We start from the raw sequence: 20,425 nt of genomic DNA, 5'->3' as shown, positions 1-20,425 counted from the left end.
CCCACTTTGACCTAGACGTGAGTGAGAGGGATGGATGATATACTTGGTGCGACATGGGCAAACAGAGTTCAACGCAGCCGGGTGATGGCAGGGCCAACGCGACTCTGCGTTGACAGCCCTCGGCCTCGCTCAAGCTTCCCAAGTCGGGGAAATTTTGAGGAGCAACGGGTTAGATCAGAGTACCAGGATCGTAACCAGCCCGCTCGGACGGGCAATCCAAACGGCAACGATTATCGCCGCAACTTTGGGGGTTCACGTACCCTTAATCACCGATGATCGTCTTAAAGAGGTCGGGATGGGGTCATGGGATGGGCTCACTGACAACGAGATCGAAGCGCAGTGGCCGCATGCAAGAGATGGTCTTGGTCGCAATGAGTGGTTCTTTCACTCATTTGATGGCGAGCGCTACGACGAAATGTTCGCCCGCGTGCGGGCGGTGTTGAGCGACCTCTCGAACGACATCCATGCTCCCACCGTTGTTGTCTGTCACGGAGTAACGAGCCGGATCATGCGGGGCATCCACAGCGGTCTTTCCAAGAATGAGATGTTAAATCTGGAAGTCCCTCAAAACGCTGCATTCCGGCTATTACCGGCGGGGATGATGGAACGTCTAAGTTGACCCAGCTGAGGATGAACCCGAATGGCGGGTTTGGGCCAAGTAGTGACGAGATATGCTACTATTGGTCGGCCTGATGGAGGCGACGCGGCGGGAGGAGTGGCGGAGGATTCGGGATGGATACCGTCGCACTGCGTAATCGTTCTCCATGGAACAAAGGAATTCTGGTCGGACAGAAGCGACCACTGCAGCCAAAGAACGTTTGGTCGATCCGCGCGTCAGGCTCGAAATGAGTGGGGCGACCCGAGAGCTGGCGCTGTTCAACCTTGCCATCGACAGCAAGCTCCGCGCTTGCGACCTGGTCAAGCTGAGGGTTGAGGACCTATGATGGGGTAGTTCGATCCGGGACCGAGCGACCATCATCCAGAAGAAGACGAAGCGACCCGTGCAGTTTGAGGTGACGGAGCAGACGAAGACTGCGCTCGTGGCATGGCTTCCCTTCGTTCGAAGGAACGGCGGCAGCTATCTATTTCCAAGCCGTTGGAAGACGTCGCATCATTTGTCCACGTGGCAATACGCTCGGATTGTCCACCGTTGGGTCTCGTCTATTGGACTTGATGCCAGCGCCTACGGCACCCACTCCATGAGGCGAACCAAGGCAGCGCAGATTTACAAGAAGACAGGTAACCTCCGGGCCGTCCAGATTCTGCTCGGTCATACGAAGCTGGAAAGCACCGTTCGCTATCTCGGCGTCGAGGTGGATGATGCCCTCAGAATTGCCGAGCAGATCGAGCTATAGGTTCTTGACCATCGGCAATAGCCGGTGGTCTCTCTCTCGCCAATTGCGGTCATGGTCCGTGCGGCGCTAGATCAATGGCGAGAACAACATTCGGCACCTGGATGCCTTCGAACTCGAACAAGAAGTTGCCAGCGTGGTGGAAGCCGTGGGACTCGTAGAAGGCCAGCGCGTCTCGATTGGCATGATGTACAGTGAGATACATGCTCCGGTGTCCGCTCTGGACCGCCACATCCATCGCGTGGCGCAGAAGCTCCGCTCCGATACCCTGTCGCTTGTGATGCCGACGCACATACAGCGTCCCCACCTCTACGGTGCCATATCGCAGATCGAGAGCCACCGGGTCTGTGACGACCTTGAGATAGCCTTTGACGAAGTTTCCGTCCGTATAGACGAAGATATGGATGCTCTCATTCAGCAAGGTTTCCGTGAATGCTTTGGGCGAGTACTCCTCCAGCAAATGCGCCGCGAAGGCGAAGGAAACACCCTCCGTCGCATAGGTGTCCAGCCACACCTCGGTCGCCAGCACCGAAAGTATCCCCGCATCTTCGACATCGGCCTCTCGAATGGCCGGATTCATCCCTAACCTCCATTATCTGCTCTGCCGAAGGTTGAGGGTAACTCATCGCCGACGCGATACGCAATCGTCATGGCGCGAAAGCGCCAAAAGCGGTCGTTGCGTTAAACCGTGTCTCTGCTTACCATGAGCGATAGTTCGAGCATCGAGAGGGGACCGACAATTACCGGTATCAGATTAGCCGCCTTTGATGTCGATGGCACACTGCTGCGCGGCGAAAACATCTGCGGATGTATCGCTCGGAATATCGGTCGCTCAAACGAGATGGACGCCTTCGAACTGCTGCGATCTCGCGAGGAGATTATCGCTGGTCGCGATACAATGCTTCAATGGTATCTGCCTTTCGGTAAGGCGAATCTGACCAGGCATCTGATGGAGCTGCGGCTCGCGCCCGGCGTGAAAGACGGATTTGCCCGTCTGAAGAAAGCTGGGATCAAAACAGCTCTCGTTTCCATAACTTGGGCATTCGCGGTCGATTGGCTCGCTGCCGAACTGGAGGCGGATTACGCTGTTGGTACCGGATGGCAGGCCGACGACACGGTCCAGCATTTTTGGCCTGAGGACAAAGCGAGCTATCTCGAGGCTCTTTTATCTGAACTGAACCTCGGCCCGGATGCGCTCGCGGCCACAGGTGATTCTTGGGGCGATATCCCCATGCTCAACCTGGCGTCCAAAAGCTATTTCGTCGGGTACGATCTGCCGCCTGGGCTAAGCCACGCTGAGCATTGGCCCGACGCGAATATCGACAGGGTCGTCTCAAGCATCCTCGCATGAGGTGCTCTGATGACCGCTTAGAGCCCGACTGCCGTCGTGACGCGAAAGCGCCATCAGCGGTCATTGATGTGTCATATGCCTGCATTAATTGCGGCCTGGAAACCGGGAGACGAAAGGATGGCACACGTTATTTTTCTTCATGGCACGTCGAGCAGCGGCAAGTCAACCATTGCGAGGGCATTGCAGAAACGCATCGAGAAACCATTCTGGCACGTATCGATCGATCATCTGCGCGACGCTGGCGTGCTTCCGACCGAACGCTTCAAGAGTGGTGATTTTCGCTGGACTGACGCTCGCATGGCCTTTTTCCACGGGTTCCATGGATCGCTGCGGGCATATGCCGATGCGGGTAACCATCTGATCCTTGAACACATTCTCGATACCGAGGGATGGCTGGAAGAACTCGTTGATCTTTTGGCGGAGCACGATGTCTTCTTCGCCGCCGTACATTGTCCGCTCGAAATTCTGGTCAAGCGTGAAGCCGCGAGAGGTAACAGACCGGTGGGTAGCGCCAAGAAGGATTTTGAGACGATTCATTTCGGCAAGCGGTATGACATTGAACTACAGTCCGAGGACGGCGCTGATGCAAATGTCGAGAGGCTGCTCGTCGCCTGGAGAAAAAGCGATCGCTCGTCAAATTTCGCGAGCCCCGAAGTCCCCTTAGGCCGGCTGCCGTTGTGACGTAGATGCGCCCAAAGGAGACATGAACTGCTTTGAGGTTGGAGGCTGGTGCGGCGCTATCCCGCCAAACACTGAAGCATTTCGGATGCTACATCGTCGCGGGCCATAATGGACGTACGTCGGAGTTGTCTAGCGGGGTATAGACTGGCTCAGCTCCTTCCTCGACCAACGGGCTGAACGCTCCAGGTTTCCGAGCATAAAGGTCTACCCACAAATCCACGGTGGCCTGCTCCACGTTCACCATGCAGTTGACCAATTCCGCCCCCGCTTCTGTACGGCGATACATGGACTGGATGTTGTTTGGCCAGTGGACCGCGAACCCGCACATGAGATCACGGTCATCTACCAGCACTTCCATTAGCCCCTTATAGTGAGGGTCATAGGGTATCGCCTGACCCTTTTTCGCCCCCCACACTGCGCGCGCATCAAATTCAAGCTGGAAGAAGGCGGCGATGAACGCTTTCGCTTTCGTTATTAGCGTATCCAATTCATCGTAGGTTAGTTTAAATGCTTTCCCGCCACTTATCCCGCTTCGAGATCGAAAATCGTCTGCCGTGAGGATGAAATCTGAATGCTGGACTGCGTTCCTTAAACGGCTGTTGTAGAACTCGTCGTAAAGTTCACCGACCGATAGCCCGCACTCTTTAGACAGCGACTTTATCACTTCGATCTTTCGCCCTGTCCGGATTCCGTTCTTGGCAAAGTTCTTCTTCTCTCTTTCCGTGAGAAGATCGAAATACGGATTGGGGCTGTAGCCCTTTCCTAGACGGAAGCGCAGCAGATTGGTGATCACTTCGTATGGTGCGTCCATTTCGACAATGTGGCTGTATAGGAGCAAGCCAAGTCGCCACGAGGTCCAGCCGTCAGGGAAACGATCCTCGGGAAGCTCCAGCTTCATCAGCCGGTTGATATCATTAAGTATCTTACGGCTTTCTGCGTAAGGGTCCCATCCCTTGTCTTCCATGCCAATGACGCGGAGCAAAGATGCAAAATAGCGGATGATGTCGTTGCTGACCGGATCGTCTGGCAGGAACACCGGCTCCAGGACTTTTATGAACCGATCCCTATGACCTTGAAACACTGCCTCTGGATCGTAATCGGTCATGAAATCTACTTTACTTTGTTTGGAGTGGACGCCGCGTTCGGCCCATTAATAGGTCCTCTTCCGGGCAAACTCAAAGTTTGTCTCAACGACCAAAGGAAGGCACACATACTAGCCGGTTGTCCTGATCGCTATGTAACGGCTTTTGGAATCCTCCCGCCACCAGCTCAATGCCCGACATGGGTGCGCGTAGCGGCCTAGCGGCTATCGGTCCCCGATGTCGGCTTAGGGCGGGGAACTGCCCTAATGCAAAGCACCAAGTGCGGTCGGGAATCTATCGGACGCGGGGAACTACCGGATTTTCAAGAAAGCCGCGCCGGAAGGCTCTTGCAACAACCACGCCCAATCCAAATCCCGATATCAATCTTGCTAGCAAAAGATCAGGCAATGAATAGGACGCCAGCCAATAAAAGGTTCCAAATGCCAAGAACGATGTTGCGACAAGGCTAAGCTGGCCGTCTGTTGCTGGCCGACGAAAAGCCACAGAATGAAACCCAGCGACGCCCCCAACCAAGCATGGCAAAAACTGACCGAGAGTTATCGTTGGCTTCGCCGTAAGCGTGTCCAGATGGCAAAAGATGAACGCTAACAATCCGGTGCCAAGTAACTGCAACAATACGGCTCCAACCAGACGTGTTCTGACGGAATATTTGGGTTTCGAGTAGCGAAAATATGTGACCAAGACGCCCTCCTTTGACGTGGTCGCGTTCGATGGGCCGCGACCGCCTTGAAATTCGTACAACCTCACCTAGAGTTGAGGTCAAGGGGCAATGGCACGAGAGTCAACCTTTTGGCAGAGTGTCCGACGGGCAAGATGAGAGGTTTGCGTGTCAACTATTATGAGGACTAACCGACTGCTTCTTAGGGAAGTCGAGAAACAAGACCTAGACGCGTTGAGCAAGATTTACGCCGACCATGAATGCATGAAATTCTATCCAAGCACCAAGTCGTCATCGGAAATCCGGACTTGGTTTCAGGAGCTTTCATTCGACAGCTACCTCAAGCACGGCTTCGGCCTTTGGGCAGTAGTTGACCCTTCTTCTGGACAGGTCATCGGCGACTGTGGGATTACTCTACAAGAGACCCCTGAAGGCACCGAACCGGAAATTGGGTATCATCTGTGGCGTGGCTTCTGGGGGAACGGCTTTGCTACTGAGGCTGCGACAGCTTGTCGGGGCCATGCGCTGAACACCCTTGGCCTGGGCAGGGTGGTCAGCATAATAAGCCCCGAAAATATACCGTCGAAGAAAGTCGCGGAAAAAGTCCATGACCGAATGGAGGTCTACCAAAAACGGCTCCAGAGCAGCGGGCGCATCGTAAATCGATACCTGTATATTAGCCAAGCTCAATGACCACTACGGGCCAGAAGCGGCCATAGTCAGCATGACAAGCAAATGGCCGAAATGGGGTCGGGAGCTGCCTTTTGCCGATTTGATGGTAACGTCAGTTATCGCAATTAGGCCCCCAGACGCGGACGGACCGATGCCGGCCCCAAAGCAGCCGTGTGTGCGGGCAAAACCACCGCGGGCCTGATTCATGAGAAATGCATCATCCTCTTTGTTGATCAGGTCACCAATGCAACTAATCTGAACAGTCCCAAATATTCAGATGAAGCAGCATGGCCTCAACTGCCGTCTTTCACTGCTCGCCGCAGTTTTTCGATGTGCTCCTCGCAGAGCACCTCGACCAAGACGTGAAGTTCTGCCGTGCGGTCCTGAAGCCAAGTAAGCGCTTCTTCGTTCATCTCGAAATGTTTTGAGTAACGTGCCTTGACGTAGGCCTCGTTGAGAACGTTGTACCATGCGGTAAACCGCTGATGGTCGCGCGGCCAGATGTCGACCAAACGGCGGTCGCGATCCTCCGAAAGTCCGCGCAGAAATTTGAGATTGTGCGAAGCGGGAGTATAGTTGGTGAGTGTCAACAGATAACAGGAATAGGCAGTTTCCACCGCCTGGTGAAGCAAGAAAGCTGCGTGATTTGGTTGATCATCCGCTATCGCGTATCGTGCTAACTGAAGGAAGTAGCTGGCACTGCCGAATTGCTTTTCAAAATGCTCCTCGGCAACTCTCAGTGCATCGGCAGGGCTGAGCGGTTTCGCTTCAGCCAACGGCCGGTCGTCGAATTCATAGAGCACGACACCTTCGCGGGCGAGATCGACGAAGAAGGCTTGGCCATCATGCAGAAAATTGCTGATCTCGCGGGCACCATGCATGATGAGGCCGACGGGTGTCTCGATCTCCTTGTCCCACATCAGCCGGTCGGTCGCCTTGTCCCAGTATTTGGGATCTGCCAGTTCCTTGTTGCTGACGATGACGAGAATATCGAAATCCGATCGATAACCCTTTGACGTGTTTGGTTCATCCACCCATGTTCCACGGGCGTAGGAACCAAACAGGATGATTTTATAAATCCGTCCGTCTTTTTTGGCATCAGACTTCGAGCGCTCGACAATGCCGGCGAACTCTTCGTGGATGATCCGGACGACCCTTTCCAGTTCGCGCTGCTTTGTCTGCGGAAGATGTCCGATATCCGATTTCATGGCCTCACCATCGATTCTTCTGGGTAGATATTCTAGCCGCTACCGGCAGGCGATTGCTACTCCACATTGTTGTAATCCCAATCCGCCTGCATCCACATTATGCGAGGCTCAACCGCACTCAGCAACCATTAATCGTACAAACCTATCAATGTCGCATCTGGACCGAGGCGCTCAACCACTTTATCCTTCCTGGTATTCGAGGCCTCCCTCGATCTTAATTGCGCCCCCGGCGGAAGGAACTGAAATGGATCTGCGCCAAATGAGCACATTCGTTGCCGTCGCAGAGGAGCTGCATTTCGGGCGCGCCTCCATCCGGCTCAACCTTGCGCAGCCTGCCGTCACTGCCCAGGTCCAAGCGATCGAGAAGGAACTGGGCGTTTCCCTTCTCATTCGTTCCACACGCCGTGTTCAGCTTACTCCCGCAGGATCGGTTTTTTACGAGCGTTGCGTTCAACTACTTCGGGATGTCGACGAAACTTATGCAATCACACAGGCGGTTGCGGGCAAGGCTGCCAGCAAGATCACCATCGGCACAATTCACCCGGCAACCTTCGGTGTTCTGCCCGATTTTCTTGCCCGAATTGGCCGACGTTATCCGGATATCCGCATTCATATCCGCAACGGCACAACCGAATCCATCGTACGGGACATTGAGCGCGGACAGGTCAATATCGGGTTTGTCCGGCCTTTGGACAACAACGGCGCATTGCGATGGCAGGCGATAACAGAGGAGCGCTATTTGCTCGCCGTCTCCAAAGAAAACGCTTTAGCTGAGGCCGAGACCGTCACGCTGGAAGACCTGCGCCGCCAGAAGATCATTTCCTTTTCGCGTTCAAACCTGTCCTACACGGAGCGGTATTTTCTCGATACATTCCGCGAGCATGAACTCTCCGATCGGATCGTCTATACCTGCGACGACACACTTTCACTAATCGCGCTCGTCTCCGCAGGCGTCGGTGTTGGCTTCGTTCCGGAATGGGCGGCAAACCTGCCAAACAGAAACTTTCGTTTGAAGGCAGTGGAGGAGATTGATCTGCGTATCGGCCTTGGGCTCGCCTGGAGCAACCAGGACCCGACCGCCAATCGTGATGACATCATCGAGATCGGCCGCCAGCTCGCATCCAATATGGCGAAAGGGCCGGCTCGTAAACAGCACCGCAACTGAACATCCGAAGTAGCATGCGGCAGGCCGGGGTTTTTGGTTTGCTGAACAGTCGTGAACGCACTGCTACGTGCGGACCTTATTCTCGCGCAACACAGCAAACAGGAAGTCTGTCGACATAAATCACCGCGCGACATCTCGGGGTCGGTGACCTTCAGATCGGCGGCATCGAAAATGTTTGTGACGCGGGTGTTGACCGTCAAGCCCCGCGCAACCGCGGTGGCAGCGATGTTACTACCCACCGGCGTTTACGCACTTGCTGTCTCGTTTGCCCGGCCATGAACTGGATACGGGTCTGCCAAGCGTTGGGGGCCGAAAGAGGCGCCCGTTCTGAAGAATCGGCAGAACCTCTCTTTCCAAGTTATCCTGATAAATTCTATTCAGCCCGCCGCACGGTTTAGCTGCGAGGTACGCCGATCGTATCGATACCCCTCATATGAGGGAGCGCCGTTGTGGGTATTTCCCATCAACCGGACCAACTGCATGTTGTCCTCCATACCGCCGCTGGTCGTCGCTTATGTTTTATGTTGGGCAAAGCGGATGGAAGACACATCTGAGGAATGATAAATGGGGTATCAAAATGTCTCAGAGGCCTTCATTGAGCTAGAAGCCGCACTCACCGTAGCGAAGAAAATCTGCGCGCAGAGCAGAGATATCTGCTTGTCGATCACCGACAGGTGCAACGGCAGGCAACTGAATTTCGAAAATGGGTGTGCCATCATCACAGTCGTTGACGATGGTCTCATTGTAAGGGTCTCCGCCGGAGACCTGCTCACGTTCTACGGCATTCAAACAGTGATCGAGGGTCGCTTGTGGGAGATAGCACCCAGCGCCGCAAGATCAATGACATGGCTACCAGCACAAGAGTCCCGCTCCGGGCAATTCCCTAGAACCGCGACAACGGACATGAGAGAATGACGGTCTCGAGCTCCGTTGGATCAATGCGAAAAATTTCCAGGTCGTAGCTGTCGAACCACGGTTTGTGCCAGCGCCATGCAATATGCGCCTGGGCACCTCCGTACGCTGCTGCGGGCTGCCCCAATCACTCTCGAGCAGGCCGCGGAACCTCTCAAAGTCGAGGGGTGGGGCTGGGTGCAACCCTCCCTCGATGCCTCGGTCATGTATGTACGAGGATCTTTATCTTCCGATTTCGCTTCCAAGACGATCAGCGGCTTGCCGTCGTTGCCCAGCAACAAAAATCGATGAATCCCTTCGCGCTTTTCTCAAAGTCCGCACCGAGACTTTCGATATGCTCAGGCTTCAGCTTGACGTTCGGCTCAAGAACGACATTCGCGGGACCGCTTGTCATCGAAGAAGCGCCAGCCAGCGGCCTCCAGCAGCCGATTGATTTTGATCCTCGCCATCGCTTCCTTGCGTAGTACCAACGCCCATCCCCCGAGAAAATTCAGCTATCATTGCGCCTTCGGAATAAACCCCACAGTAAATCCGAACAATCGGCCAATCTTCCCTAAAGTTTCGAGCGTTGGGTTCGCCGTCCCGGCTTCCATCTCAGCAACTTGGCGCCTGGTGAGCGATAGCGTCTTGGCGAATTCGTCCTGCGTCAAACCAAGCCCTCTTCGGATTTCAACAACAGCCTCAGGTAACCTCAAGTCGCCAGTCCGAGCGCGTTCCGCCAGTGTTCGCCGGTTCTCAAGAATTTCCTCTTTCGTTGGCTTTCTCCATCGAGCCATTTAGCTGTCCTCCGGCATCACTGGCACGCCGCCAGAACGCTCTCCGCGATTTCAATGCAGCGTCCCATTGCACGCTCTAGAATCTCCTGAGACCCACCCATATCTTTCGCCATAGCCGGTGTTTGCCGGAGGTATTCGGCAAACACGGAAAGCTCAGCTGCGAGCGCATTCTGCTCATCAGGATCGGGGATCAGTTCAGCGCAAATGCGTTTCCAATCGGGAAGGTGATCGCGACCACCGTCCCTCATCATGGCCCAGCGGGTGGAACGAACGATCCCCTCTTTGGCAAGCCGCATTGGCGCGAAATCAAAGAGCGGAGACAGGCTGATCGTGCCGTCCTGGTGCTTACTCAGTGCAGAATTTCGGCCGTGATTATCGGGATTGCCGAGCGCCAAATTGGCGATGTCCCGCTTCAGGTATTCGACAATGTCCGCGAAGGGATTGGCAGAATATTGGCGCAAAACGTCGATGTAGGCCTCGTGCGAGCCGACATGACCGAAATCAGCAACGCCGATCGCGGATACCAGGCTTTCTTGGCCCAGCCTAACGGTTCCGCCACCTTCTTTTTTCTTCCGGTCGAACCGAGGAATGATCAGGACACTTTCGGCATAGGTCGAAGGTTCGTCCACATTCAGGCCGATCTCTTGAGCGATCCGCGAATAGAGGGCTTCGCCTTCGAGTATAAGGCGGTCCACGGGCTCGTTGCTGCGGACCAGCTTGACAATGACGTGGCGCACGGCTTCATCATCAGTCACGAAGCTGTCGGGATAATAGAGACCGTCATTCGCTTGGGTCATCGAGACCTTAGGCCATTCGCCTTGCAGGCCGCTTGAGCCAGAGGCGAGCATTCCGAAGCGATCGGCGACTTCCATGAAATGATCCGAGCGCTCAAGGATTTCCGCTTCTGTAACCCCTTGGCGCTCAACACCGCGCAGCCGTTCCGTCTCGGCCTCCGCCGCTTCTTTGATCCGGATATTGCCTATGCCGCCCGTCGCCGATCGCAGAAGCAGCGGGAGATCGGAAGCGCGCGAGCCTTCAGCAAGAATGAGATGCTCGGCAAGCTTTCGCCTTGCATGCCCCTGGGGCATAAGATCCAAGAGGAAGGGCGGCCAGCGGCGGCTATATCGATTTTCGAGATCAACGGGATATCGAACAGATAACGCGCGATGGTCGCGAACCGTTTTTCCACCCGCGAACTCCGCAGATGCAACTGTTACGAAATAGTCGAGATCGTAATCGACGATGGACGCGCCTTGGAAGCCGGCCGCGTCGTCCTTAAGTTCTAGCGTCGCGGCGTGATGCCACTGACCATAAAAATGGGTTTGAAGCGTCAGGCGCATTAATTGACCCTTTCAATGGTTCAAATAAAGCATATTTTCAATTTATTCAACCCATCAAAGTGGGTTAAATAAGTGCCCTTGAAACTGCCAGCTACCGAAGCGATCATTAAAGCTCCTGATTCGGCTGACCATCTTCCGGCCACGAGACGCATTGCCGCAAGCGAACAGCATGAGGGACAAGCTCAGCACAGGTGTTAGCCAAGCATCGGAATCGCTTCTCCGTTCGAACACAATGAGCAAGACTTCGCCGATCGCAGCGAAGAAGACCATCCCGAAATCGTATTGGTTTGAAAGGCTCGTACTGAAAGCCAGCGTCCTCAAACTTTAGCTTTCTTCTTTGCTTCACGACGTGATCTCTGATGGATCGCGAGACACCTATGCCTCCAGGTTCGGCAACTCTTTCAAGCCGCGCGGCGATGTTGACGGTGTCACCGTAGACGGCTACGGGCAGATTTATCCGCAAACACGAGAGCTCACAGAGGAAGAACAGGCCGAGCTTTAGGCTCTTGGGGAGACCTTCGATGAATTGCAGGCGCAGATCGAAGCCTCCGCTGAAGGCGACCCTGCTATTGAGACAGATGAGGCGCGGCTTGTCGAAATTGAACAACGCATCGCGGCTATCCAGAGTACCACCAAGGCATATGACGCGACTGGGCGTCGACCTCAGCGCGGACGATTGCGTCGTTAGAAAACTCCTGTTCAGCCATATTCATCTCCTTTCGGTTCATTGGTTTCAGCGGATAACGCAGCGGGCGCGGTCGAGGACACGCCGTTGGCGCTCTGCTACGATGTTGTGGCTTGCCTGCATGCGGACCACCTGCTGCAGCACCTTCAGCTGTTCCCGCATTACCTCGAACGCACGGCGCTGAGCAGGCGGCACGCGATTGAAAACATCCAGCTCTCCACGCAGGATGGCATTGCGGCCGAAACGCTCGTCGAGGGCGCGGCTGACGGTTGCAAACTCCTTACTAATGGCGGGATCGAGCGAGCCAGCAGCGACGTCGAGCCGGCCGTTCTTTTTCTTCATCGCCACTGAGAGTTCTCTCAGTGCATCTTCGGCGGAAGGCGACAGTCCCGGGATGGCAATACTCATGCGCCGGCGCTCCTCATTGATCGCCTCCCTCTCTGCATCAAATGCGGCCGTAAATGAGGTGGCCAATGACCGGACACGGCTTGCCGCCTCCGGGACGGCCCGGAAAGCCTCCTTCCGCTCCAGGCCGACAGCGAGCAATTTGTCCATGATACGGCCGGAGCCTCGCAACGCGCCGTAGGCAGCGGGATCATTGCTGATGGCCGCAGCGATCCGCTCACCGGCGAAGCCCTTCAGGATCAGATCTTCAATTTTTCCAACAGCACCTGCCGGATCGCGCCAGATACGCGCTGCCGCGTTCCCAAGGGCGGCGCGATTCTGACTGTAGTGAGGCACAGCGCGCGCCCTCTCCCGCGCCTCGTGGTCGATCGGGGTTTCAAACTCCATTACAGCTGCAAGCATTGGCAACACCGGCACCGTCTCTTTCCCAGGCACGACGCTGGCGCCGGTAACGATCCTGGAGCGATCTTTCCTTTCGGCAAGATGCTGTTCTTCGGCAAAGCGGCGTATGGCGGCAAAAAGACGATTGAGCTTATCGCGCCGGTCGAGGTCAAGGTCGTCCGGCATGCGCTCGATCATGTTGCGCTGGGCAACAGTGTCTGCCTTGTCGGTGAAGGCAGACCAGCCGAAGCGAGCGTTGAGAGCGTCGTTGACCGCCTTTACCTCCCGAAGCAGAAGGCGATCCTCCGCCGCGTAAGCGAAGGCCGTCTTGTAGGCATCCTTGCCACCGCGCTCGCGTACGGCTTCGATTTCGGCAAGGCGCGCCATAGCCGGTTTGGAAAGCGCCGGGATCGACAACGACATATGCGCGCGCCGTTGCTCCTCGCGCATGCCGAAGTGTTCGACCTGGCGGCGGAACTCTGTGGCATGGGCACGTGCCAGCGGCAGCAACTCGGACAACGCCGACACCGCCGCATCGCGCTCGGAGCGGGCCGTGCGGCCATCGACAAGAAGATTCGATCCACGCAGACGGCCGAGACGCTGCGGCGAGGCCTCAAGGTCGTCGGCAAGCTCGCGGGGCGCAATCCGCGCGTCGGAGGCAAGCGTGTTCAGTCTGGTAAGCGCGCCTTCAGGATCGCGATAGATCTTTTGCAAGACTGGGCGAAGAATGGCGTCGCGTTCCTTCCAGTGATCCGAGCGAAGCTGCGCGCGGCGGGCATCCTCGCCGACACCACGGAAAAACAATGTTGTCGGCGGGATGAGATATTGTCGATCCGTCGGAATTTTTGCCGTCCGGGTTTCGGCTCGTTCCTCACTATAGGAAACACGCTTCTCGCTTTCGATCGCGAAGCCGAGCGCCACGCTCGCCCGCTCCCAAAGCTTCGCCACTTGCTCGCGCTTCTGCGCCAGCCACGCCAGCTGCCGCCCCGCCCCGTCCTCCATCCAGGCTGCGACACCGGAGAGCGTATCGATACCGCGACGCTTGGCAAAATCCCGAGCGTGCGCCTGGTAGCCGGCCTCGCTCTCGAAATCGAGGGTCGTCGTCTTGGCGCCGGAGCGGCCAAGACGCTCCACCAGTTGCTTGAATAGTTCCGGCCGATGGCTCTCCTCCTCGATGCGCTGCCGGCGAACCTCTGCCGTTTCGATCCGTTTGGCAGTCCAGACGTTTCGATCGACCGTCCGTTCCTCGAACCTCTTCTCTCCGGTTTTCTCGTCGATGACGGGCACCGTCACCGTCACCCGTTCGACACCGTCCTTGCGCAGCGTCACCGTGTCGCCTTCCGACACGCCGGCCTCGTCCAGGGCGTTCGGAAGGCTCACGCCCCAGAGCCGATGCACGGTTCCGTCGTCCGTTTTCACATCGGCGTAGGGGCTTTTATCGGCATCCTCGTCTTGCGGCCGGAACTTCGCATTGCCGGTTCCGACCAGCTCGCCCGTGACGCCGGCGGCGTGATCAACCCGGGATCTTTTTCCCCATCCCGGCTTCGGCTCAAAGTCCTCGCGAGCGGCATAAAGATCGGCCCGGTCGCGATGGCGAGTCATCGACACGTACGTCAGGTGCTGATCCATCATCCCGGTTGCGAGCACGAATGTCCTGTCGACGGTCGCACCTTGGGACTTGTGAATGGTCGCAGCATAACCGTGATCGACATTGCGATAGCTATCTTCGCTGATGATGACATCCCGGCCATTATCGAGACGGACCGACAGCAATAGGCCGCCGTGCGTGTCGCCGGTGGAGACGACCGTGCCGAGCATGCCGTTCTTGACATATTGAGGCCCAAGCCTTTGCGCGCGCGGCTCGAGGAACCGGGCGTTTTCGAGGAAGATGATCCGGTCGCCGACGGCGAACTCCCGCACGCCTCGCTCCGTGTAAAATTCACGAGAGACGGTCAGGGCGCCTTCATCTTTCATGACGTTGCGCAGCGCTTCATTGAGCCGCCTTACGTCGTCATTGGTATGGGCGAGAACGAGCAGTTCGTCACCACGCATGCGAACCGACTGTTCTTTATCGGCATATTGCTGGATGAGATCGCGGCGAGCGCTCGTCCAGTCAGCAACGATGCGCTCCACAGCTTCAGCCCGGCTCTCCGCCTCGACAATATGCCCCCGCTGCGCATAAGCATCCAGCCCCTCCTCGACCTTGCCGCGGGCGAAAAGACGGGAGGCCTCTTTCGCCCACTCTTCACGCTGGCGCCGCACACCGGCAAGTTCGGCAGAACCAATCCGTTCGGAAATCGCCCGAAAGGCTGCGCCGGCCTGGATCGGTTGAAGCTGCATTGCATCGCCGACCAGAACCACCTTGGCTCCAGCCTCCTCGGCGCGCTTGAGCACACGCGCCATCTGCTGCGACGAGACCATGCCAGCTTCATCGATGACAAAGATGTCCCGCCGGTCGAGGAGATCGCGTCCGTTCTCCCAGGCTAGTTCCCATGAGGCGAGCGTGCGCGATCTAATGCCGGAACTATCCTCAAGCCCTTCGGCCGCCTTGCCAGCAAGCGCCGCCCCGAAGACGCGGAAGTTGCCGCTCTCCCAGGCGATGCGCGCCGCGGCAAGCAGCGTCGATTTTCCCGCACCGGCATGCCCGACCACAGCGGCGATGCCAGTGTCGCCGGCGACATGATGGACAGCCTCCACCTGTTCGCGATCAAGCGTGAACGGATTTTCCGGATTGCCGGTTTCTATGGTTCTGACAGCCGCCGCAATTTTCGCGTTGGCGACGCCGAAGCCCTTGCGCCGGGCCAGAACTTCCGCCGACTGCGCCATGTCGTATTCGGTGCGCAGGATATCGCGTGTGGTGAAGACCGCAGGTTCGGCCACCTTGCCGGTCTGCAGGTTCGCCTGTTGCGGCTTCAACAGTACGAGATCATTAGAGGCCATCAGCTTGGAGCGTATGTTGGCGAAATCAGCGGGATCGTCGACATAGCGGTGCAGTGCCTTGGCGATGTCCCTTTCATCGAACGTGGAGCGCTCGTTGCCGAGTTGTTTCAGGAGTAGGTACGGATCGGCCAGCAGCCGGTCGGCCATCTCCTGCCGGCGCGCGAGATCGGCCGGCGCGAAATACATCGCGACACCCTTGCGGGCGAGCGCTGCCTTTTCCGGCCCGAGATGTTTCTGGGCGATCCCGTCGAGCCCCTGTTCGGCATAGGAACGCCCGTCGAGGCGGATCTCATGGCCGGCAAGCGCCAGATGCCGATTGGCCGTATCCGCCCAGGCGATCTTCCATGCCTTCATGGTTTCCTTGTCGCCGGCCCAGAGCCTGTAGACGATCTTGCCCTTCGGTCGGTCCGGCGTGACGACCCGCAATGGCTCGCCGTCGGTGCCAAGCACCGGAACTTTCTTCGGCCCGAAACCCTGTTCCGTCAGAGGTCGAAGCGGGGTCATCAGGTGGATGTGTGGATTGCCTTGCCTGTCATGATAAACCCAGTCGGCGATCATACCCTTGGACGTCAGATTGTCCCGGACGAACTCGCGCACAAGGGCGATGTTCTCTGATCGCGTCAACTCTTCCGGAAGCGCGATGATCAACTCGCGGGCAAGCTGCGCGTCGGCACGAGTCTCGAATGCGTCCACTGCATTCCAAAGAGCCTCGCTGGCCGCAACGACGCTCTTCCCATCGATGGCCGCGCGCAGCCAGGCCGGCACCTGGTCCGGCAGCGCCAACTCTTCGTGTTTCAGTTCGGCCGCGCCGCCACGGTAACTGAAGGAGGTTCCGACCTGTTCGTCCATCATCCGCGCCCGATGACGATAGGCGGCGGCCGAGACGATACTGCGTCCCGCTCCCCTGCTGATCACCTGCGCTCTGACGAACATGATCGCCACTGACGTCTCCAGACCTTCGAGGCACGTCGCGCCAGCGACGTATATTGCGCCCTCAAATCAATCGGCCTGACAAGACCGATGCTGCTTTTCCAGAGGACGGCCCAGCCGGGATTTCCAATATCGACGTTTGGGGGCTTGTGTACGGTAGCGCGTTTTACTAACATTTTCCAGCCAGTTAAATGACGGGATAGAAATTTCCCAAGAAGTTGAGAGGACTTGATTATGGCCACCAAGACTGCGCTCATGGATATTGATGCTCAAATCGAGAAGCTTCGCGAACGACGAAAAACTTTAATAGTAAAATCAGCTGATCGTTTCGCGCGTGCGGCGACGAAGTCGGGATTGGCGGAGATGGAGATCGCCGACGAGGAGGTGGATCGCATCTTCGACGACATCGCAGCGCGATTTCGCAACGGCGAGAAGAAGCAAGCCGCTGGCTCACCTGCTTCGCCGCGTGGACAGGCAAATGGAGCGACTGGTTCGGAAACGGAGGTTCCTCATGACATCTGACCGAAAGAAGGGAGCGAGAGAAAAGTTCTTGCTCGGTGACATTGTCGTTCGCGCGGGCCTGTCGAACGCCGATCGGGCTTTCCTGCTTGGCGGACTTCTCGAAATGACGCGGGTCGTGCCGGGGACACCTGAACATCAGCGTATTCGCGATATCGGGGAGCTCGCCTTTAGGGCCGCGGCATGCAGCGGCAGGTTAGAACGCTTTGCGAAGGCGTCGGAATGAAGGGAAGGGCCAAACCTCATCCAAGCGCGTTGCTTATCATCGTTCCCATCGTCGTCACCGGTTTTACCTTTTACGCCGCCCACTGGCGCTGGCCTGAATTGGCCGCCGGCATCACCGGCAAACCGCAATACTGGTTCCTGCGGGCGTCACCGTTACCGGTCCTTTTGTTCGGGCCTCTGGCTGGATTGCTGGCGGTCTGGGCGCTGCCCCTCCATCGGCGAAGGCCCGTGGCGTTGGCAAGCTTTCTCTGCTTTCTCCTGATGGCCGGCTTTTACGGGTTGCGCGAGTTCGGGCGGCTTCAGCCGCTCGTAGAGAGCGGTGTGCTGACCTGGGATCAGGCGCTCTCATTCGTCGACATGATTGCGGTCGTTGGCGCAGCGATGGGATTCATGGCGGCCGCGGTCGCGGCGCGCATCTCCAGCGTCGTGCCCGAACAGGTGACGCGCGCCAGGCGCGGAACATTCGGAGATGCAGACTGGCTGCCGATGTCGGCGGCGGCACGGCTGTTTCCCGATGATGGCGAAATCGTCATCGGTGAGCGCTACAGGGTCGACAAGGAACTCGTCCATGAGCTGCCGTTCGATCCGAACGATCCGGCCACCTGGGGACGTGGTGGCAAAGCCCCGCTGCTGACCTACGCCCAGGATTTCGATTCGACCCACATGCTTTTCTTCGCAGGCTCTGGTGGCTTCAAGACCACCAGCAACGTCGTGCCGACGGCGCTCAGATATACGGGTCCGCTCATTTGCCTGGATCCGTCCACCGAGGTGGCCCCGATGGTCGTTGACCACCGAAGAGATAAACTCGACCGAGAGGTCGTTGTGCTCGATCCGGCAAATCCGGTCATGGGATTTAACGTGCTCGACGGCATCGAGCACTCGCTAAAAAAGGAAGAGGACATTGTCGGCATCGCGCACATGTTGCTCTCGGAAAGCGTGCGCTTCGAATCGTCGACTGGCTCTTACTTCCAATCGCAGGCGCACAATCTGCTGACCGGTCTTCTGGCGCATGTGATGCTGTCACCGGAATATGCAGGACGGCGAAACCTGCGCAGCCTGCGCCAGATCGTCTCCGAGCCGGAAACCTCCGTGCTCGCCATGCTGCGCGACGTACAGGAACACTCCGCGTCCGCCTTCATCCGCGAAACGCTCGGCGTCTTTGTTAACATGACCGAGCAAACGTTCTCAGGCGTATATTCGACGGCATCGAAGGATACGCAATGGCTGTCGCTCGATAATTACGCGGCACTGGTTTGCGGCAACACGTTCAAATCGAGCGAGATCGCTGGCGGAAAGAAAGACGTGTTTCTCAATGTCCCCGCATCGATCCTGCGGTCCTATCCTGGTATCGGTCGGGTGATCATCGGCTCGCTGATCAACGCGATGATCGAAGCGGATGGTGCGTTCACGAGGCGAGCGTTGTTCATTTTGGACGAAGTCGATCTGCTTGGCTACATGCGCGTGCTTGAAGAGGCGCGCGATCGCGGTCGCAAGTATGGCGTCAGCATGATGCTGATGTACCAGTCCGTCGGGCAACTGGAACGGCACTTCGGAAAAGACGGTGCGGTGTCGTGGATCGACGGCTGCGCTTTCGCGAGCTACGCCGCGATCAAGGCACTGGATACCGCCCGCAACGTCTCAGCCCAATGTGGAGAAATGACTGTCGAAGTCAAAGGCAGTTCTCGCAATCTCGGCTGGGGTACGAAAAACAGCGCGTCGCGGAAATCCGAAAGCATCACTTTCCAGCGCCGCCCGCTAATAATGCCGCACGAAATCACACAATCGATGCGCAAGGACGAGCAGATCATTATCGTCCAGGGCCACAGTCCTATCCGCTGCGGACGGGCGATCTATTTCAGGCGGAAGGACATGGATATACAGGCCAGGCCCAACAGGTTTGCCAAGCTGGGACCTTGACGGCTCAGGCGTTTTCTTGCGGACCGTATTCGGCTTCTATTGGCCATTTCGTTGCCTTCATCAGCGCCAGTGCCGCGTCGATCGCCTTCTAGCGCTTCGATCAGGTCGTTGTATCTCATTGAAGGATGAGCATGGACACCGCAGCATTGACGATGTGCTCACTAAACCCGCCCTAAAGCCTCTCCAGCGTAGATGACAGCTGCTCCTGTATCGTAGTCGTCGCGGTCGCCACCTCCTCAATGGATGCCATTTGATCCTTCTTTTTCGAAAACATGCGATGCCTGAACATGGACCGACTGACGATTGGAAGCGAAGACAGCTCGCCATCTGATTTACCGGCTGTGCTCACCTCGACGATCGCGCCCGGACGTACCGTTCAGACCGGGAAGCTTGAGCGTCAGGATGATCGGACACTGCCGAAACCGCAACAGGCATCCATCAAAGAAATGAATCGGACGCGACCTCTCGATTCATAAGTCTCGTTGGACCAGATCGCGAGCATCGCCGATCATGCGGGGATGGGAACACACCACTACCAGCTTTATTGCCAGAGGATCGATGCCACCAGGAACATGGCCCGATATTACGCGCTTGCGATCCGGCCAACCCTTTTCGGGGAAATAGCCGTCGTGCGAAGCTGGGGACGGATCGGCAAGGCGGGCGGGGAGATGACCGAGGTGTTCGGCAATGAGAATGATGCGATATCGCGCTTCCTCGAACTGGTACTGCAGAAGCGCAAAAGGGGCTATCAACCGGCAAGAAGCTGTGGAAACCCCTGCAGGAGCGCCACTCTAAGGACAACGCCGCATGACAACGTAACGATCGCCTGAAAGGGTTTTCCCGTCTTTAACGAGGAAACCGTCATGACCACAACCAAGGAAATCGCCGAAAAGATCGCATCCGAACAGAACCTGACCAAAGCCCAGGCGAAATCGATCGTCGAAACCGTCTTCGCATCGATCACGACGGCAGCCACGTCCGGAGCGGAAACATCTATCCCGGGATTCGGCAAGTTCAAGATCAAGGATACCCCGGAGCGTGAGGCTCGCAATCCGGCAACCGGCGCCACCATCAAGGTTGCCGCTGCGAAGAAGCTTACGTTTCAGCCTGCCAAAGCACTGAAAGATGTGCTGAACAAGTGAGCCGCACCGCGGTAAGCGGGGTCATCAGGGGGGAGCCGCCAAAGGCAGACGGCGCAGCGTCAT

The 20,425-nt window shown here is 57.1% G+C and carries 17 protein-coding genes and 2 pseudogenes; 12 read left to right on the top strand and 7 right to left on the bottom strand.

Going from position 1 to position 20,425, the window contains the following annotated elements; translation table 11 throughout:
* The first annotated feature begins 109 nt into the window (after positions 1–109).
* Both G6L97_RS24635 and G6L97_RS24630 read left to right on the top strand, forming a co-directional pair.
* The gene (locus tag G6L97_RS24635) at positions 110–619 is read left to right on the top strand and encodes a histidine phosphatase family protein (RefSeq protein ID WP_236773671.1); all 510 of its coding nucleotides are present in this window, start codon (positions 110–112) and stop codon (positions 617–619) included.
* 113 nt (positions 620–732) lie between these two features.
* Positions 733–1,355: pseudogene (locus G6L97_RS24630) on the top strand (tyrosine-type recombinase/integrase).
* 49 nt (positions 1,356–1,404) lie between these two features.
* Here the strand turns inward: G6L97_RS24630 and G6L97_RS24625 are convergent.
* Positions 1,405–1,932, bottom strand: coding sequence for a GNAT family N-acetyltransferase (locus G6L97_RS24625; protein ID WP_174004128.1), 528 nt, complete (start codon positions 1,930–1,932; stop codon positions 1,405–1,407).
* Positions 1,933–2,055: 123 nt separating this feature from the next.
* On the opposite strand from G6L97_RS24625, the gene G6L97_RS24620 reads away from it, so the two are divergent.
* On the top strand, positions 2,056–2,703 hold the full coding sequence (locus G6L97_RS24620; protein WP_174004129.1) for an HAD family hydrolase: 648 nt from the start codon (positions 2,056–2,058) through the stop codon (positions 2,701–2,703).
* Between the two features lie 117 nt (positions 2,704–2,820).
* Positions 2,821–3,384, top strand: a complete 564-nt coding sequence (locus G6L97_RS24615) for a chloramphenicol phosphotransferase CPT family protein (RefSeq protein WP_174004131.1) — start codon at positions 2,821–2,823, stop codon at positions 3,382–3,384.
* Positions 3,385–3,472: 88 nt separating this feature from the next.
* Here G6L97_RS24615 and G6L97_RS24610 read toward each other — a convergent pair whose 3' ends face one another.
* Positions 3,473–4,489 (bottom strand): hypothetical protein, encoded by a 1,017-nt coding sequence (locus tag G6L97_RS24610; RefSeq protein ID WP_111799693.1) that lies wholly within the window; start codon positions 4,487–4,489, stop codon positions 3,473–3,475.
* 836 nt (positions 4,490–5,325) lie between these two features.
* Here G6L97_RS24610 and G6L97_RS24605 point away from each other — a divergent pair.
* Positions 5,326–5,838, top strand: coding sequence for a GNAT family N-acetyltransferase (locus G6L97_RS24605; RefSeq protein WP_174004162.1), 513 nt, complete (start codon positions 5,326–5,328; stop codon positions 5,836–5,838).
* 272 nt (positions 5,839–6,110) lie between these two features.
* On the opposite strand, the gene G6L97_RS24600 is transcribed toward G6L97_RS24605, so the two are convergent.
* The gene (locus tag G6L97_RS24600; protein WP_174004133.1) at positions 6,111–7,025 is read right to left on the bottom strand and encodes a nucleotidyltransferase and HEPN domain-containing protein; all 915 of its coding nucleotides are present in this window, start codon (positions 7,023–7,025) and stop codon (positions 6,111–6,113) included.
* Positions 7,026–7,269: 244 nt separating this feature from the next.
* Between G6L97_RS24600 and G6L97_RS24595 the strand changes: the two genes are divergently transcribed.
* Together G6L97_RS24595 and rctB are read left to right on the top strand one after the other, a co-directional pair.
* Entirely contained in the window at positions 7,270–8,190 is a 921-nt protein-coding gene (locus G6L97_RS24595; protein WP_174004165.1) for a LysR family transcriptional regulator, read from the top strand.
* A gap of 564 nt (positions 8,191–8,754) precedes the next feature.
* On the top strand, positions 8,755–9,105 hold the full coding sequence (gene rctB / locus G6L97_RS28315) for an SMa0974 family conjugal transfer regulator (RefSeq protein ID WP_419463424.1): 351 nt from the start codon (positions 8,755–8,757) through the stop codon (positions 9,103–9,105).
* Between the two features lie 185 nt (positions 9,106–9,290).
* Here the strand turns inward: rctB and G6L97_RS24590 are convergent.
* From G6L97_RS24590 to traA, 4 genes and pseudogenes are all read right to left on the bottom strand, one after another.
* Positions 9,291–9,551 (bottom strand): annotated as a pseudogene (locus G6L97_RS24590) (DEAD/DEAH box helicase family protein); the annotation flags it as partial.
* Positions 9,552–9,599: 48 nt separating this feature from the next.
* Positions 9,600–9,878 (bottom strand): helix-turn-helix transcriptional regulator, encoded by a 279-nt coding sequence (locus tag G6L97_RS24585; RefSeq protein ID WP_025591424.1) that lies wholly within the window; start codon positions 9,876–9,878, stop codon positions 9,600–9,602.
* Positions 9,879–9,895: 17 nt separating this feature from the next.
* Positions 9,896–11,218 (bottom strand): type II toxin-antitoxin system HipA family toxin, encoded by a 1,323-nt coding sequence (locus tag G6L97_RS24580; protein ID WP_174004135.1) that lies wholly within the window; start codon positions 11,216–11,218, stop codon positions 9,896–9,898.
* A gap of 733 nt (positions 11,219–11,951) precedes the next feature.
* Complete coding sequence (traA, locus tag G6L97_RS24575; protein WP_174004137.1) at positions 11,952–16,571, bottom strand: Ti-type conjugative transfer relaxase TraA; 4,620 nt, start codon at positions 16,569–16,571, stop codon at positions 11,952–11,954.
* Positions 16,572–16,793: 222 nt separating this feature from the next.
* Here traA and G6L97_RS24570 point away from each other — a divergent pair, with 222 nt between their 5' ends.
* From G6L97_RS24570 to G6L97_RS24550, 5 genes are all read left to right on the top strand, one after another.
* Entirely contained in the window at positions 16,794–17,081 is a 288-nt protein-coding gene (locus G6L97_RS24570) for a TraC family protein (protein WP_174004139.1), read from the top strand.
* Positions 17,071–17,304 carry a conjugal transfer protein TraD gene (locus G6L97_RS24565; protein ID WP_174004140.1) on the top strand — a complete coding sequence of 78 codons (234 nt, stop codon included), beginning with the start codon at positions 17,071–17,073 and terminating at the stop codon, positions 17,302–17,304. The genes G6L97_RS24570 and G6L97_RS24565 overlap by 11 nt, the downstream gene beginning before the upstream one ends.
* Positions 17,301–19,220, top strand: a complete 1,920-nt coding sequence (gene traG, locus G6L97_RS24560) for a Ti-type conjugative transfer system protein TraG (RefSeq protein ID WP_174004147.1) — start codon at positions 17,301–17,303, stop codon at positions 19,218–19,220. The genes G6L97_RS24565 and traG overlap by 4 nt, the downstream gene beginning before the upstream one ends.
* A 518-nt stretch (positions 19,221–19,738) precedes the next feature.
* Entirely contained in the window at positions 19,739–20,050 is a 312-nt protein-coding gene (locus G6L97_RS24555) for a WGR domain-containing protein (RefSeq protein WP_031234211.1), read from the top strand.
* Between the two features lie 33 nt (positions 20,051–20,083).
* Positions 20,084–20,362, top strand: coding sequence for an HU family DNA-binding protein (locus G6L97_RS24550; protein ID WP_174004149.1), 279 nt, complete (start codon positions 20,084–20,086; stop codon positions 20,360–20,362).
* Positions 20,363–20,425: the final 63 nt, after the last annotated feature.

This window comes from Agrobacterium tumefaciens (assembly GCF_013318015.2).
Lineage (GTDB): Bacteria > Pseudomonadota > Alphaproteobacteria > Rhizobiales > Rhizobiaceae > Agrobacterium > Agrobacterium tumefaciens.
This window is presented reverse-complemented; position numbering and strand designations above follow the sequence as displayed.